General features: G+C 68.9%; 10 protein-coding genes and 1 pseudogene. 6 read left to right on the forward strand and 5 right to left on the reverse strand.

Annotated elements, in window-relative coordinates; all coding sequences use genetic code 11:
- Positions 1–209: pseudogene (locus tag A7B18_RS22290) on the reverse strand (hypothetical protein); the annotation flags it as partial.
- 105 nt (positions 210–314) lie between these two features.
- Complete coding sequence (locus tag A7B18_RS16415; protein ID WP_102127784.1) at positions 315–1,289, reverse strand: ABC transporter substrate-binding protein; 975 nt, start codon at positions 1,287–1,289, stop codon at positions 315–317.
- Positions 1,290–1,450: 161 nt separating this feature from the next.
- Here A7B18_RS16415 and A7B18_RS16420 point away from each other — a divergent pair, with 161 nt between their 5' ends.
- Positions 1,451–2,617: a VLRF1 family aeRF1-type release factor gene (locus A7B18_RS16420; protein WP_102127785.1), complete on the forward strand. Its 1,167-nt coding sequence runs from the start codon at positions 1,451–1,453 to the stop codon at positions 2,615–2,617.
- Positions 2,618–2,868: 251 nt separating this feature from the next.
- Here A7B18_RS16420 and A7B18_RS16425 read toward each other — a convergent pair whose 3' ends face one another.
- Positions 2,869–3,375 carry a DinB family protein gene (locus A7B18_RS16425; RefSeq protein ID WP_102127786.1) on the reverse strand — a complete coding sequence of 169 codons (507 nt, stop codon included), beginning with the start codon at positions 3,373–3,375 and terminating at the stop codon, positions 2,869–2,871.
- Between the two features lie 29 nt (positions 3,376–3,404).
- Entirely contained in the window at positions 3,405–3,875 is a 471-nt protein-coding gene (locus A7B18_RS16430; protein ID WP_102127787.1) for a hypothetical protein, read from the reverse strand.
- Between the two features lie 56 nt (positions 3,876–3,931).
- Between A7B18_RS16430 and A7B18_RS16435 the strand changes: the two genes are divergently transcribed.
- Positions 3,932–7,057 (forward strand): DEAD/DEAH box helicase, encoded by a 3,126-nt coding sequence (locus A7B18_RS16435; protein WP_102127788.1) that lies wholly within the window; start codon positions 3,932–3,934, stop codon positions 7,055–7,057.
- A 140-nt stretch (positions 7,058–7,197) separates the two neighbouring features.
- Positions 7,198–7,560, forward strand: a complete 363-nt coding sequence (locus A7B18_RS16440) for an endonuclease domain-containing protein (RefSeq protein WP_102127789.1) — start codon at positions 7,198–7,200, stop codon at positions 7,558–7,560.
- A gap of 54 nt (positions 7,561–7,614) precedes the next feature.
- Here the strand turns inward: A7B18_RS16440 and A7B18_RS16445 are convergent, their stop codons facing one another.
- Positions 7,615–9,588 carry a DNA topoisomerase subunit B gene (locus A7B18_RS16445; protein WP_102127790.1) on the reverse strand — a complete coding sequence of 658 codons (1,974 nt, stop codon included), beginning with the start codon at positions 9,586–9,588 and terminating at the stop codon, positions 7,615–7,617.
- A gap of 273 nt (positions 9,589–9,861) precedes the next feature.
- On the opposite strand from A7B18_RS16445, the gene A7B18_RS16450 reads away from it, so the two are divergent.
- The 3 genes from A7B18_RS16450 to A7B18_RS16460 all read left to right on the forward strand — a co-directional run bounded on the left by A7B18_RS16450 (position 9,862) and on the right by A7B18_RS16460 (position 13,224).
- Positions 9,862–11,844, forward strand: a complete 1,983-nt coding sequence (locus A7B18_RS16450; protein ID WP_102127791.1) for a vWA domain-containing protein — start codon at positions 9,862–9,864, stop codon at positions 11,842–11,844.
- Between the two features lie 148 nt (positions 11,845–11,992).
- Positions 11,993–12,475 (forward strand): hypothetical protein, encoded by a 483-nt coding sequence (locus tag A7B18_RS16455; protein WP_102127792.1) that lies wholly within the window; start codon positions 11,993–11,995, stop codon positions 12,473–12,475.
- Positions 12,476–12,579: 104 nt separating this feature from the next.
- A complete protein-coding gene (locus A7B18_RS16460; protein ID WP_102127793.1) occupies positions 12,580–13,224 on the forward strand; it encodes a cyclase family protein in 645 nt (214 codons plus the stop codon).
- Positions 13,225–13,242 lie beyond the last annotated feature (18 nt).

Consider the following 13,242-nt stretch of genomic DNA (forward strand, 5'->3'; position numbering starts at 1 on the left):
CCGCGCCCCGGGCGCCCCCCCGCCGCCGCGCCCCCCACCTTCGGCCCACCCGGGCGTGGGCCGGAGGCGGACCGTCCCCCCGGCTCGCCCTCCGCGCGGGGAGTACGCTCGCGGACGGGCGCCGTGCTGTCCCGCGTCGCTCCCGCGCGTCCCTGCGCCGTGTTGCGCTTCGGGGGGCGGCCCTTAGGTCCCTTTTTCGGTCCGGTCATGGGGGAAGGATAGGGGAAGTGGTTCGTGGTCAGTGGAGACAGCAAGCAGGGGCGACAGCTTCAGCCATTGCCCCCACTCCCCACTTCCCACTGACCACTCACCGCTTACCTCGCCAGCCCCCGCACCACGCTCAGGTTCACGAAGCGGTTCAGGTCCGGCACGTCCCGCGCGAAGCCCGCCTCCTTGTTGAGCTGGGCGTACTCGGCGAGCGTCTTGAGGTTGATGTCCCAGGTGACCCGGGTCCGCGCCAGGGCCTTGAAGAGTTCGGCGGAGTTGGGCCGCTTGCCCGTGAACGCCTGAATCTGGTCGGCGATGGCCTTTTGCGCCCCCGCGTTGCTCTTGTTGATGAAGTTGATCGCGCCGAGGTGACCGCGCAGCAGGTCCCTCACGACCTCCGGGTTCTGCTCGGCGAAGCGGGTGTTCACCACGAACACGGTGGTCGTGTAGTTGCCGCCCTCCCAGATCGCCTTTTCGTTGGCGAGGAGTCTGGCGCCCTGCGTCTCCATGATCGCGCCCCACGGTTCCTGCACGAGGGCCGCGTCCACCTGCCTGCTGGCGAAGGCGGCGGGCATGTTCGCCGGGTCGATGGGCACGATGGTGACGGTGCCGCCCTCGTCGGTGGCCCTCAGGCCGTTGACGTGCAGGAGGTGGCGCAGGCTGATGTCTTGCGTCGAGCCGCGCGTGGGCACGGCGACCTTCTTGCCCGCCAGGCCCTTCACGTTACGGATGCCGCTGTCCCCCCGGCCCACGAGCACCGCGCCCGCGTTGGCCGCCCCCGCGTAGACCTGGATGGGCACCCCACGCATAAAGGCGTTCATCGCCGGGCCGGGGCCCACGTACGCCGCGTCGATGGCCCCCGCCGCGAACGCCTCGTTGATCTGCGAGCCGTTGGCGAACTCCTTGACCACGAGCTTGACGTTGCCGAGTTCCTTCTGAAAGAGGCCGCGCTGCACGCCGACCAGCCCCGCCGCGTGCGTCACGTTGGGGAAGACGCCCAGCCGGACTTCCTTGACCTGTTGCGCCTGCGCGCCGCCCAGTGCGAGGGCGAGCGTGGCGAGAGAGAGGAGGGTTCGCTTCATGGAGGTCAGTCTATCAAACAAATTGATCTATTTTGTAAACTGTATGGGCAAGCGGGCGGGGGAAGGGACCGGGGCGGGGTGAGCGTGAACCGGCCTTGAGCGAAATGGGAGACGACGCCCGCCCGCGCTTTTCGACAATGGGGCCGCAGAAGGGGGCCAATATGATCTCCAGAGCCGACGTGCGCCGCATCCAGGAGCTGCCCGACAACGCGATGGTCCTGATGGCCGTCGTCAACGACAATCCGGCCAACGTGGACAACGAGGGCGGGGCCCTTCAGACCCGCGTCAAGGGGGCGATGCAGGAGGCGGGCGTGCCCCCCACGGTGATGAAGCAGGTTCTCGACGACCTCTCGCAGCCCCGCACGCACCACGGCAAGAGCGCGCTGTATGTGGTGAGCGGCGACGGTGAAACGCTGGAGCGCTTCGACATCAACGCCGACCTGCCCGAACGCTTCCACTACGGGCGTCCCCTCAAATCTCTCGTGGCGAGCATCATGGACCTGCTGCCCACCGTGGCCGTCCTCGCGGTGGATCGAGAGTGGGCCCGCTTCTTCCTGCTGCGCCAGGGCGAACTCGCCGAGCTGCGGCGGCACGAGAACGTCCGCCTCGACGACGGTGAGCGGTGGGACACCTTGACCTCCAGTACCCGCCACGTCCCGGGGGCACCGGGAACCGGCGGCCAGGGCAGTGGCCCCCGCAGCGACAGCGGCACCGACCTCTTCGAGAGTCGCGAGGACGCCAACCAACAGCGTTTTTACAACCGCATGGCGGCGGAGCTGGGCGAGATGATGTCCCGGCGCGACATCAAAGCCCTGATCCTGGTGGGGCCGGTGCAGCGGGTGGCCGAGTTCAAGGCCGAGATTCCCGACAAGGCCCCCTACGAGGTGATCGGCGAGACCAACGTGGTGGGCGGCGCGGGCTGGGTGAACCCGGCGGAGATTCTGGAGAAGATCGGGCCCATCGTCGAGGGGTACCGCCAGAAGACGGAGGCCGCCCTCCTCGACCAGATTCAGGAGCAGGGCGTGATGGAGGTCGAGCGCGTGCTGGAGATGATCCAGGAGGCGCGCCTCTACCGGCTCGTGATCCCGGAGGACGGCTCGCAGATGAACCTCTACCGCAGCCACAACCGCGAGGTCCCCTACTTCACGAGCAGGAAGGATATGACCGAAAGCCCCCTCGACGGCAGCCTGATGGAGCGCGTCACGCTGGAGGAGGCGCTGCCCGACCTGATCGACCTCTACGGCATCGAGGTCAAGCGGGTGCACGGGGACCACGCCGAGCGGCTCGTGCGCGAGTTCGGCGGGTTGGCGGGGTTGCCCCGGTACTGAGCGAGGGGGATGGCGTGAAGACAGGTGCCGCCGTGACTCCTGGGGAGGGGGTGCGGCGTCTACGACGTTGAGACAGACGCCCAGACGGCTTTCCCCGGTCTACTGCCCTTGTCGGTTCTGAAGAGGCGGGGCCAGCACCACGGGCGGAATCCATCTCAGCCAGCGGCGCTCGCTATGCCAGCCCATACGGCCCGACCGTACACCGACGCGGGCATTCCCCGCCCTCTGCCGACGAACTGCAAGCTGAGACGCTAACCCCCGCCCAGCAGCCGCTTTAGCAGCATGAGTTGTCCCACGTGGTAGGCGTTGTGGTCCGCGACGAGCAGGAACTCGCGCAGCCACGTCTGCCCACCTCCTCCCGGTTTCGCACCGTTGGGCACGACGGCGAGGAGGTCGGTGGAGGGGTCGTCCAGCAGCGTCAGCAGCGCCGCCAGGTCTTCCTGGAAAGTCCGTGCCTCGGCGTGCCAGTCTTCGGGCGTCGCCTCGCGGGTGTTGTCGGGCCAGTAACCAGCGGGCCACTCCGGCTCCACGTACCCCTCGTCCCGCACGAAGTCGAGGATGTCGCGCTGGGTGAAGCGCAGGTGCCACAGGACCTCCCAGGCAGAGTAGGGCACTCCCTCCGGGCGGTCGTTGATGCGCCCCGGAGGAAAGCCTTCCAGCACGTCGTCGAGCAGGACGTGGGCCTGCCGCTCGGTGAGCAGCGCGCGAATGTGATTTCTCAGGGCCGCGTCCGCCGCCCCGGTCGTTTTGGTGGTCATGCCCGACTGTACTGCGCCCGTTGTCGTGTTCAGAGGTAGTCGAAGTACCGCTCGAACCAGGTCATCGGGTCGTTGAACGGACCTGAACACCTGCCATAGAAACCGTCATAAGGTCGGGCCAGTATCTCGGGTGGGATGACGTGGAAGCCGCCCTGCTCCACGAGGGGCAGAAGCTCAGGCTCCAACGGACTGCGGGTGGGCCGCCGCACTCCCTCACCCCACCAGAAGATCACCGCCATCCGCCCAAAGCTGGAGAAGCGAATTACGGCCTGGCATCCATCTTCGGTCTTGAGATAAAGGTCGGCGACACAACTCGCGTCCTGGTACTGATCGTCGTACTGCACGGGGACGCCCAATTGCTGCTCAATCCGGCGTGCGAGACTCCGCACCCCCACCAATAACGTCTCCCAATCCGTCTTAGAAAAACTGGGTGGGGCCTCCCACTCAGCGGGGTCGGGGCTGTCGTGTGCCATGAGCAAAGCGTGAATGTCCCCCGGCATGGGCAAACGGTATTCGCTTCCAGCGTCTTTTTCTTGCCCCGCGTACAATCCCCCCTGTGACGGTCGCCACCCCCAACCTCTCCAAACTGCTGCCGTCCGCGCCGGTCGGAAACGCCTTGCTCCTTCCGCAGGTGGCCCGCGCCGCCCTCTTCGCCGCTCACCCCGGGCCCGCCGTGCTGCTCACCACTCCCGACCGCGCCGGGCTCTACGCCTCGGCGGGCGTGCTGGGCGCCCCCGTGACCGTCAACCCCGGCCTGCGCGACTGGGGCGAGAAGCACGAGCACGTCGTCCTCGACGTGAACACGGCCCTCGACCTGTTCCCCGCGCACCCGGAGGACCACGCCGTCACCCTCACGGTGGGCCGTTCCTACCCGCGCGAGGAGTTGCTGGGCCGCCTGGAGAGGTTGGGCTACGAGCGCGGCGAGGAACCCGGCTTCGAGTTGCGCGGCGACACGCTGGAGTTGAGGCTGGAGCCAGGGGCGGGGGTGCCCCAGGACGCCGAAGCCCTCTGGATTCGCGCCGAGTTCTTCGGGGACGAGCTGGACACGTTGCGCCGCCTCGCCCCGGGGGAGCTGACGGGAGAGAAGATCAGGACCTTCACGCTGGAGCCCACCGCCGACTACCTGACGGAAGTGAAGTGGGACGCCACCCGCCTCGACCTCCTGCCGGGCCGGGTCTTCCTCGACGCGCCGGAGTTTTATGCCTCTGCCTTGGGGCCGCTCGCCGATACGCTCTGGCCCAGGTTACGTGACCGCGAAGTCACCTCTTTTGGCCGCTCTCCCTTGGAGCTGGCTGATTTCGACCTCGACCTGAAGGTGCTGCCCTTTTACCGCGCTCGCCTCTCCGACCTCGCGCGGGATGTGGACGACTGGCGGGGGGCGGGCTACCGCGTGCTCATCCTCGTGCGACATGACCGGACGGCGACGTATCTGGCGGAGAAGTTGCTCGAAACCCGCGAGGTGCCGTGGCTGACCATCCCGCGCGTCGAGGAGGGCGGCCTCGGCTTCCTGCGCGCGGGCGGCGAGGGCGGCTTCGCCATTCCCGAGCACCGCACCGTCGTCATCACGGAAGACCTGATCTACGGCTTCCAGGGCGGCTCGGCGCTGCGCGGCAAGAAGCTCGGCGGCAAGCCCGTCACCGATGCGCTGGGCCTCCACGTCGGCGACTACCTGATCCATCCCGAACACGGGATCGGGCAGTTTCAGGGGTTGGAGACGCGCACGGTCCTGGGCGTCACGCGCGACTACCTGAACCTCGAATACCGGAATGGCGCCCGCCTCGCCGTGCCCATCGAGCAACTGCCCGTGCTGCGCCGCCACCCCGGCACGACGGATGACCCGCCCGTGCTGTCGAGCTTCGACAAGAAGGACTGGGCGCGGGCCAAGGAGCGGGCGCGCAAGAACGCGGAGGAGGTGGCCGCCAAGCTCCTCGTGCAGTACGCCGCACGGCAGGTCACGCCCGGCAACGCCTTCCCCCCGCAGCCCGAGTGGGACGCGCAGGTCGAGAAGAACTTCGGATTTGAGCTGACCGCCGACCAGAAGACGGCGCTCAAGGAAACGATGCGCGACCTGGAAAAGCCGAACCCCGCCGACCGCCTGATCTCCGGCGACGTGGGCTTCGGCAAGACCGAGGTCGCCCTGCGCGCGGCGCACCGGATTGTCGGCCACGGCAGGCAGGTCGCCGTCCTCGTGCCCACGACCCTCCTCGCCGAGCAGCACACGTCTACGTTCGTCGAGCGCTTCAAGGAGCTGCCCGTCCGTGTCGAGGGCCTGAGCCGCTTCACCGGGGAGAAGCAGGCCCGCGCCATCCTCGCCGACCTCGCCCAGGGCAAGGTAGACATCATCATCGGCACCCACCGCCTGCTCTCGAACGACATTCAGTTTAAAGACCTCGGACTCATCATCGTGGACGAGGAGCACCGCTTCGGCGTGGGGCAGAAGGAGAAGCTGCGCGCCCTGCGCGGGCTCCCCCCCGTTCCCAAAGACGGCAAGATCGAGATTCCCGAGGGCGTGCGGGCCGTGGACACCCTGGCCCTCTCCGCCACGCCGATCCCGCGCACCCTCTACATGAGCATGGTGGGCCTGCGCGACATGAGCAGCATCCAGACGCCCCCCAAGGGCCGCAAGCCCATCCAGACGGTGCTCGCCCCCTACGACCCCGTGACCGTGCGCGACGCGATCCTCAGTGAAATCGAGCGCGGCGGCAAGGTCTTCTACATCCACGACCGCATCGCCTCCATCGGGGCGCGCAGCCTGTACCTGCGCAACCTCGTCCCGGAGGCGCGCATCGGCGTGGCGCACGGGCGGATGAACGAGGAGGAGCTGGAGGAGATCATGCTCGGCTTCGCGGGGGGGGCCTTCGACGTGCTGCTCTCCACCACCATCGTCGAGACGGGCCTGGACATCCCCGAGGCAAATACCATTCTGATCGAGCGGGCGGACCGCTTGGGCCTGGCGCAGCTCTACCAGCTTCGCGGACGGGTGGGACGGCGGCAGTCGGCGGCCTACGCCTATCTGTTCTACCCGCCGCGCATGACGGAAAACGCCCAGCGCCGGTTGTGGGCCATCGCCGACCTGCAAGACCTGGGAAGCGGGCACCTCCTCGCCGAGAAGGACATGGAGATTCGCGGGGTGGGCAACATCCTGGGGGAAGAGCAGCACGGGCACGTGCAGGCCGTCTCCATCGACGTGTACACCGAGCTGCTCGCCCAAGCCGTTGCCCGGTTGAAAGGGGAAAAGCTGGAGACGCCCGCGAGCGTCGCCATCGATCTCCCCATCAACGCCCGCCTCACGCCCGAATATTTCGACGGCAACGAGGAGGAGCGCATCGCCACCTACGGGCGGCTGTCGGAGGCGCGGACGCTTCAGGCCGTCAGCCGGGTCGAGCGCGACCTGCGCAAGAAGTACGGCCCGCCCACCCCCGAGGTCCAGAACTTCATCGACCTCGCCAAACTGCGCCTGACCGCCCTCGCCAAGCGGGTGCTGAGCATCGGCGAGACGATGACACATATTCAGGTCGCCTTCGCCTACAAGGGCCTGGACTACGACGCCCCCGGCCTGAAACGCTTCCCGCACAAGACGGAAGTGACAACTTTCCCGCCCGGCGTGAAGTTGGAGAAGCGGGGGATGAGGCCGGACGACTACGCGCGGGTGTTGATCGAGGTGCTGGGGTACTTTGGGTGAGGAACCCCTCCGCCCCCTTCGGGGGCACCTCCCCTTAAAAGGGAGGCTTTCGTGGGCCTCGTTCCTCCGGTGTCGTGCGTTCCAAGGCTCCCCTCTAAGGGGAGCTGTCGGCGTAGCCGACTGAGGGGTAGTCTTTTCCCATGCGCGACGCCTACACCCGGCGTCTGGCCCCCCGCGCCCGCGAACTCCGCAACAACCAGACCCCCGCCGAGCGCAAACTCTGGTTCGAGTTCCTCCGCACCCATCCGGTCAAGTTCCGGCGTCAGGTCCCGCTTCAAGGCTACATCCTAGATTTCTACTCACCTTCGCTAAAGCTGTGCATCGAACTCGATGGCCGCAGCCACGACGGTCGGGCGGTGGTGGAGTACGACGCCGAGCGGACGCGGCAACTCGCGGCGGCAGGCATCCAAATCGTGCGCTTCAGGAATGCGGAAGTGTTGGGGCAGTTTGAAGGCGTGTGCACGGGGATAGAGGCCCTTTGCCGAGGAGAAGCGCCGTTCTGAAGCCATAACAAAAACCGCCCACCCCACGGGCAGGCGGCTCCTGATTCCTTGTCCTTAAACGCTGATTTCCGCAAACCGCGCGTTCTCCCGGATGAAGTCCTTGCGGGGCGTCACGTCGGTGCCCATCAGGTCCTCGAAGATGCGGTTGGTGTCCATCAGGTCCTCGATGCTGACGCGCTTGAGGACGCGCGCCTCGGGATTCATCGTCGTCTCCCAGAGCTGCTCGGCGTTCATCTCGCCCAGGCCCTTGAAGCGCTGAATCTCGTACTTCTTGCCTTCCTTGTTCGCGCGGGCGACGTGCGCCTTCAGCTCCTCCTCCGTGTAGAGGTAGGTGCCCTTGTTGTTCTTCGTCTGCGCCCCCACCGTGATGCGGTACAGCGGCGGCTGCGCGATGTACAGGTGCCCCTGCTCGACGACGGGGCGCATGTAGCGGAAGAAGAAGGTCAAGAGAAGCGTCGTGATGTGCCCGCCGTCCATGTCGGCGTCGGTCATGATGATGATCTTGTGGTAGCGCAGGTTCGACAGGTCGAAGTGAACGTTGTCGCCCGTGCCCTCCACGCCCGCGCCGATGGCACCGATCAAGGAGCGAATCTCGGCATTCTTGAGAATCTTGTTCAGCTCGGCCTTCTCGACGTTGAGAATCTTGCCGCGCAGGGGCAGGATCGCCTGGAAGCGCCGCTCCCGCCCGCCCTTCGCCGAGCCGCCCGCCGAGTTCCCCTCCACGATGAACAGTTCGCTCTCGGAGGGGTCCTGCGAGGAGCAGTCCGCCAGCTTGCCGGGCAGGTCGTCATTCTCCAGCGGGTTGGAGCGCCGCACGATGTCGCGGGCCTTGCGCGCGGCCTCGCGGGCGCGGGCGGCCTCGGCGGCCTTCTCCACGATGGTGCGCCCGACCCTGGGATTCTCCTCCAGGAACTCCGCGAACTTCTCGCCCACGACGGCGTTCACGGCGGTCTGGGCCTCCGAGTTCAGCAGCTTGACCTTCGCCTGCGACTCGAACTGGGGGTCACCCAGCTTGACCGACACCACGCAGTAGATGCCCTCCAGCAGGTCGTCGCCGCCGGGCACCGGGTTCCCCGCCTTGATCAGGTTCTTGTCCTTGGCGTACTTGTTCAGGATGCGGGTGTACGCCGTCTTGAAGCCCGTCAGCGGCGTGCCGCCGTCGCGGGTGCGGATCATGTTCGCGTAGGTCAGGATGTTGTCGCTGGAGTACGTGTTCGCGTGGATGAACGCGACCTCGACCTCCACGTCGGAGTGCGTGCCGCGCATCACGATGGGCTGGTCGTACAGCAGCTTACCGTCGTCGATCACGAGCGCGCGGGCGAAGTTGGCGATGCCGCCCTTCTCATGGAAGGTCTCTTCCTTGACGTCGCCCGCGTGCAGCTCGGTCCGCTCGTCGCGGATGACGATCTTGAGGCCCGTCAGGTACGCCAGCTCGCGCAGGCGGCGGCGGATGCGGTCGTAGTCGAAGCGGTTCTCGAACTCGTGGAAGACGCCGGGGTCGGGGTGGAAGGTGACCCTGGTGGCCCACTGCACGTCCCCCGGCGTCTTGCCGAGGACTTCGAGGGGCACCGCGACCGCACCGCGCTCGAAGCGGATGTGGTGAAGTTTGCCGCCCTTGTTGACGGTCACGTCGAGGTAGGTGCTGAGCGCGTTCACCACGCTCGACCCCACCCCGTGCAGGCCGCCCGACACCTTGTACGCGCCGCCGCCGAACTTGCCGCCCGCGTGCAGCTCGGTGAAGATCACTTCGATGGCAGGGCGGCCCTCGGACTTCATCACGTCCACGGGGATGCCGCGCCCGTTGTCGGTGACGGTGGCGGAGCCGTCCGCGTGCATGATCACGTGGACCTCGTCGGCGAAACCGCCCAGGCCCTCGTCGATGGCGTTGTCGATGATCTCGGTCAGGAGCTGGTGGTAGCCGTCCACGCCCGTGCCGCCCTGCACGTACATGCCGGGCCGCTTGCGCACGGCCTCCAGGCCCTTGAGGATCGAGATGGAGCTGGCGTCGTAGTCGTGGGTCTGCGTCATGGTCCTCCTGGCGGCGCCCCGTGTCAGGGCGCGGCGGTCAAAGGGTCGATTCGGAAAAAACGGGCGCCAGGTGCGCCCCCGAAGGTCCTGACAGTATACCTCCCGGGTTGAAACGGGTCAAATATTTTACGTAAATGGCGTAATCGGGCGGTCCGAGTAGGGATCGGGCGGGTCAGGATGCAGGGCGTCCAGGTCGGGGAAAATCCCCGGGCGGGGTGGGAGGGGACGCCTGGGTTTGGCGTTCGGGGTCGCTCGGGGCACAATGGGCACCCGATGCGCCGCGTTTCCGTCCTCACCCTCCTGCTCGCGGGGGGCCTCGCCCACGCCGGGCCGAGCTGCACCCTGCCTGCCGGGCCGCTGCCGACCCAGACCCGCGCCGTGTTCATCCTCGACACGAGCGGGAGTATGCGCGGAATCGGGGACGGGAAGGCCGACATCTTCGGGCGGGTGAAGGCGGCGGTGAACCGGTATGTGCGGGGGGCGAGGCCCGATCAGGTCGAAGTCGTCACCTTCGACACCGGGCCGCGTCCGGCGCGAGGCTACACGCTGCCGGGGGAGGCCGCCCGCTGGAACGCCGACCTCGCCGCGCTGCGGGCGGACGGGCGCAACACGTACCTCTACCGGAGCGTGGCCCGGGCTCTGGCGCCGCTGACCGCCCGCGAGCGGTACGCGACGACCGTCTTTATCCTCACCGACGGCATCGACAACGACCCCGACGCGAGGCAGAACCCGGCCCGCGCCCTCGCCGCCTTCCGGGGACGGGGCCCCCTCGACACGCTGCACTACGTGGCCCTGGGGACCCAGATTCCCGCCGCCGCCCGCGCCGCGCTGGGAGCGAGCGGCTACGGGGACGGGCTGACGGTGCCGGTCGGGCAGGTGCCGGACCTGGGCCGCCTGGGAGGGGGGGTGCTCACGGTCCGAGACCCGCAGCAGGTGCCCGTTCCCTTTCCGGACGGGGCGGCCCTCACCCTCGCCGCGGGGGAGGCCGCAGACCGGGTGAGTCTCCCGGACGGACGGGTGACGGACGGCGCGGTGCGGTTGAACGTCGCAGGTCGTCTCCCGCCCGGCACGCCCGCTCTGCTCTGCGCGCAGACCGCCGGGGGGCAGGTGCGCCGGGTCCTCCTGCGCCTGAACGTGACTCCCGCGCCGGGGTTGACGTGGCTCAACCCCGGGGCCGACCGCACCCTCGCGCCCGGTGAGACGGTCACGCTGCGCTACCGGCTGGAGGAGGCCGCCGACGCCGCCCTGCGCCCCACGCCCGGCCTGAGGGGTGAGGTCGTGCGATTGCCGGGCGGGCGCGAACTCGGCGTGCGGCTGACGAACGTGGGGCTGGAGCCGGGACGTGAGGTCACGCCGGTCCTGACCTTCGCGGGGGGGCGCGGCGTTCCCCTGGCGGGCGTGACGGCAGCCGGGGGTGGGGGGGCAGCCCTTCCCCAGCCCACATCCCCGGCTCCGCCTTCCGGCCCGGCCTCCCCGAACAGCTCCGGTCCCCAGGGTCGGGGGCGCCTCCAGCCCTGGCTCCTCGCGGGGCTGCTCGGGCTGCTGGCGCTGGGTGGGCTCGCCCTGCTCCTGCTCGCCCGGCGCCGCCGTTCACATGCCCGCCCGCGCCGTCCGTCCCCGACCGCCGCGCGCCCTGTCCCAACTCCGGCTCCTCCCACCGTCGAGGGCCTCCAGTACCGCGAGGACCGCACGCTCGCCCTCGCCCACGCGGACGGGCTGGTCACGGGCGTCTCCACCCCGCTCGGCGGCCCCTTCGACCTCGGGCAGGTGGGGCGGGTGCCGCACCTCAGCGGGCTGCGGTTCGAACAGGCCCAGGGCGGCTTGCGGGTGCTGCGCGTGCCCGCCGACCTGGAGGTCAGCCAGGGGGCGAGGCTCCTGGAGGCGGGCGACGTGATCCGCCCCGGTACCCTGCTCGGCGTGGCGGTGGCGCGGCCCGCCCGCTCGCCGTGGCCGCCGCTGGGCACGCTGGTCGGGCTGGGGCTGCCGCTGCGGCTGCGCGCGGACGGGGGGACCCTGCACGTCGTCGGGCCGTACGGGGACCACGCCCTCACCCTGCCCCCCGGCGTCACCGACCTCGGGGAGGCGTTCGGGGCGCCCGTCCTGGCGGGGCTGAAGCTCACCCGCAGCGGCGCGCACATCCTGCTCGCCGACGTGCCCGCGTCCCTCGCGGTGCGGCGGGCGGCGGACGGTCTGCCCCTGCGGCCCGGCACCCACCTGCCCCCCGAGGCGCACCTCGACCTGCCGGGGGAGGGGTGAGACCAGATGGCGTTGAGTCGCAAGAATCGACCGAGCGGAGCGAGAAGTGAAAAAGACGGGATGGCGGAGGCGGACGAACTTCCGGTGCTTTCCCAGACGTTCGGGAACCGAAGCCGTCCCGGATGAGGGGCGCGTTACGCTGGGGCGCATGGACCTCCTGCGGCTGATTCACAACTACCAGTTCGGCAGCTCGCTCGCGCTGCTCTTTCCCACGCCCCTCGCGCTGGGCACGCTGGTCCTCTTTCTCTGGAGCCTGGGCCCGGCCTTGAGGGGCACGGTGCGGACGGGCTTTCTGGTGGCGCTGCGGGTGGTGTGGGTGCTGACGCTGCTCCCCGCCGTGACGGGCGTGATCCTCGCCGTGGGCGGCGCCAGGGTGCCTAGCGCCGTGAACGTGGGCGGCGGCCTGACGAAGTACGGCCTGCCCTACGACCCCTCCCGCGACCCGGAACACTGGATGTACACGGCCTTCGTGCTGCTCAGCCTGTACGTGATCGAGGTCCTCGTGAAGGGCCGCCTCGTCGAGCACCGCCGGGGCCTGCGGTTCCTGCCCGTCGTCACCCTCTTCCTGTACGGCTGCGCGTACATGGTGGGCCGCGTGGCCGTGCTTCCGGGCAGCACGCCGGGCACGTGAGGCAGCGGTCAGTTTTCAGCCGTCAGCAGGAGGAGCTTTCGCTCAGGCTTCCGGCTTTCTTGCTGACGGCTGACCACTGAGGGCTGACGGCTTATCCTCTCCCCATGATCGACATCTCCAGGCAACTCACCTCCGGGCACCCCACCTGGCCGGGCGATCCCCCCTTCGTGGTCGAGCCGATGGCGCAGATCGCCGGGGGAGACAGCGTGAACACGGCCCAGCTCCACGCGAGCACCCACACCGGCACCCACGTGGACGCCCCCTGGCACTACGACGACGCGGGCCTGCGGCTGGAGGAACTCGGCCTGGAGGCGTACGTGGGCCGCTGCCTCGTCGTCACGGCGCGCGGGCCCCTCGTCGGCCTGGAGGTGCTGGACGGCCTGCCCCAGGGCCTCCCGCCCCGCGTGCTCCTCCACACCGGCCAGCCCGCCCGCTGGGAGACCTTCCCGGAGGACTTCGCCGCCCTCGACCCGGCCCTGATCCACGAGCTCTACCGCCGGGGCGTGCAGCTCATCGGCACCGACAGCCCCAGCGTGGACCCCCTGACGAGCAAGACGCTCGACGCCCACGCCGCCTGCCGCGAGACCGGCATCCTGATTCTTGAGGGCCTGAACCTCAGCCACGTACCTGACGGCGAGTACGACCTGATGTGCCTGCCGCTGCCACTCAGCCGGGTGGACGGCGCCCCGGCCCGCGCCGTCCTCTTCCCTGCCGGGAGCCTGCCCGAGCCCCCTCCGGTGGGTGGGTGAGTCGAACCCGTCAACGGA

This window comes from Deinococcus planocerae, assembly GCF_002869765.1.
GTDB classification, from domain to species: domain Bacteria; phylum Deinococcota; class Deinococci; order Deinococcales; family Deinococcaceae; genus Deinococcus; species Deinococcus planocerae.

Bases quoted from the DNA above. Each gene is read 5' to 3' on its own strand.
- A7B18_RS16450 (WP_102127791.1), top strand. From the start codon at position 9,862: ATGCGCCGCGTTTCCGTCCTCACCCTCCTGCTCGCGGGGGGCCTCGCC.
- A7B18_RS16440 (WP_102127789.1), top strand. From the start codon at position 7,198: ATGCGCGACGCCTACACCCGGCGTCTGGCCCCCCGCGCCCGCGAACTC.
- A7B18_RS16425 (WP_102127786.1), bottom strand. From the start codon at position 3,375: ATGACCACCAAAACGACCGGGGCGGCGGACGCGGCCCTGAGAAATCAC.
- A7B18_RS16455 (WP_102127792.1), top strand. From the start codon at position 11,993: ATGGACCTCCTGCGGCTGATTCACAACTACCAGTTCGGCAGCTCGCTC.
- A7B18_RS16460 (WP_102127793.1), top strand. From the start codon at position 12,580: ATGATCGACATCTCCAGGCAACTCACCTCCGGGCACCCCACCTGGCCG.
- A7B18_RS16415 (WP_102127784.1), bottom strand. From the start codon at position 1,289: ATGAAGCGAACCCTCCTCTCTCTCGCCACGCTCGCCCTCGCACTGGGC.
- A7B18_RS16445 (WP_102127790.1), bottom strand. From the start codon at position 9,588: ATGACGCAGACCCACGACTACGACGCCAGCTCCATCTCGATCCTCAAG.
- A7B18_RS16430 (WP_102127787.1), bottom strand. From the start codon at position 3,875: ATGCCGGGGGACATTCACGCTTTGCTCATGGCACACGACAGCCCCGAC.
- A7B18_RS16420 (WP_102127785.1), top strand. From the start codon at position 1,451: ATGATCTCCAGAGCCGACGTGCGCCGCATCCAGGAGCTGCCCGACAAC.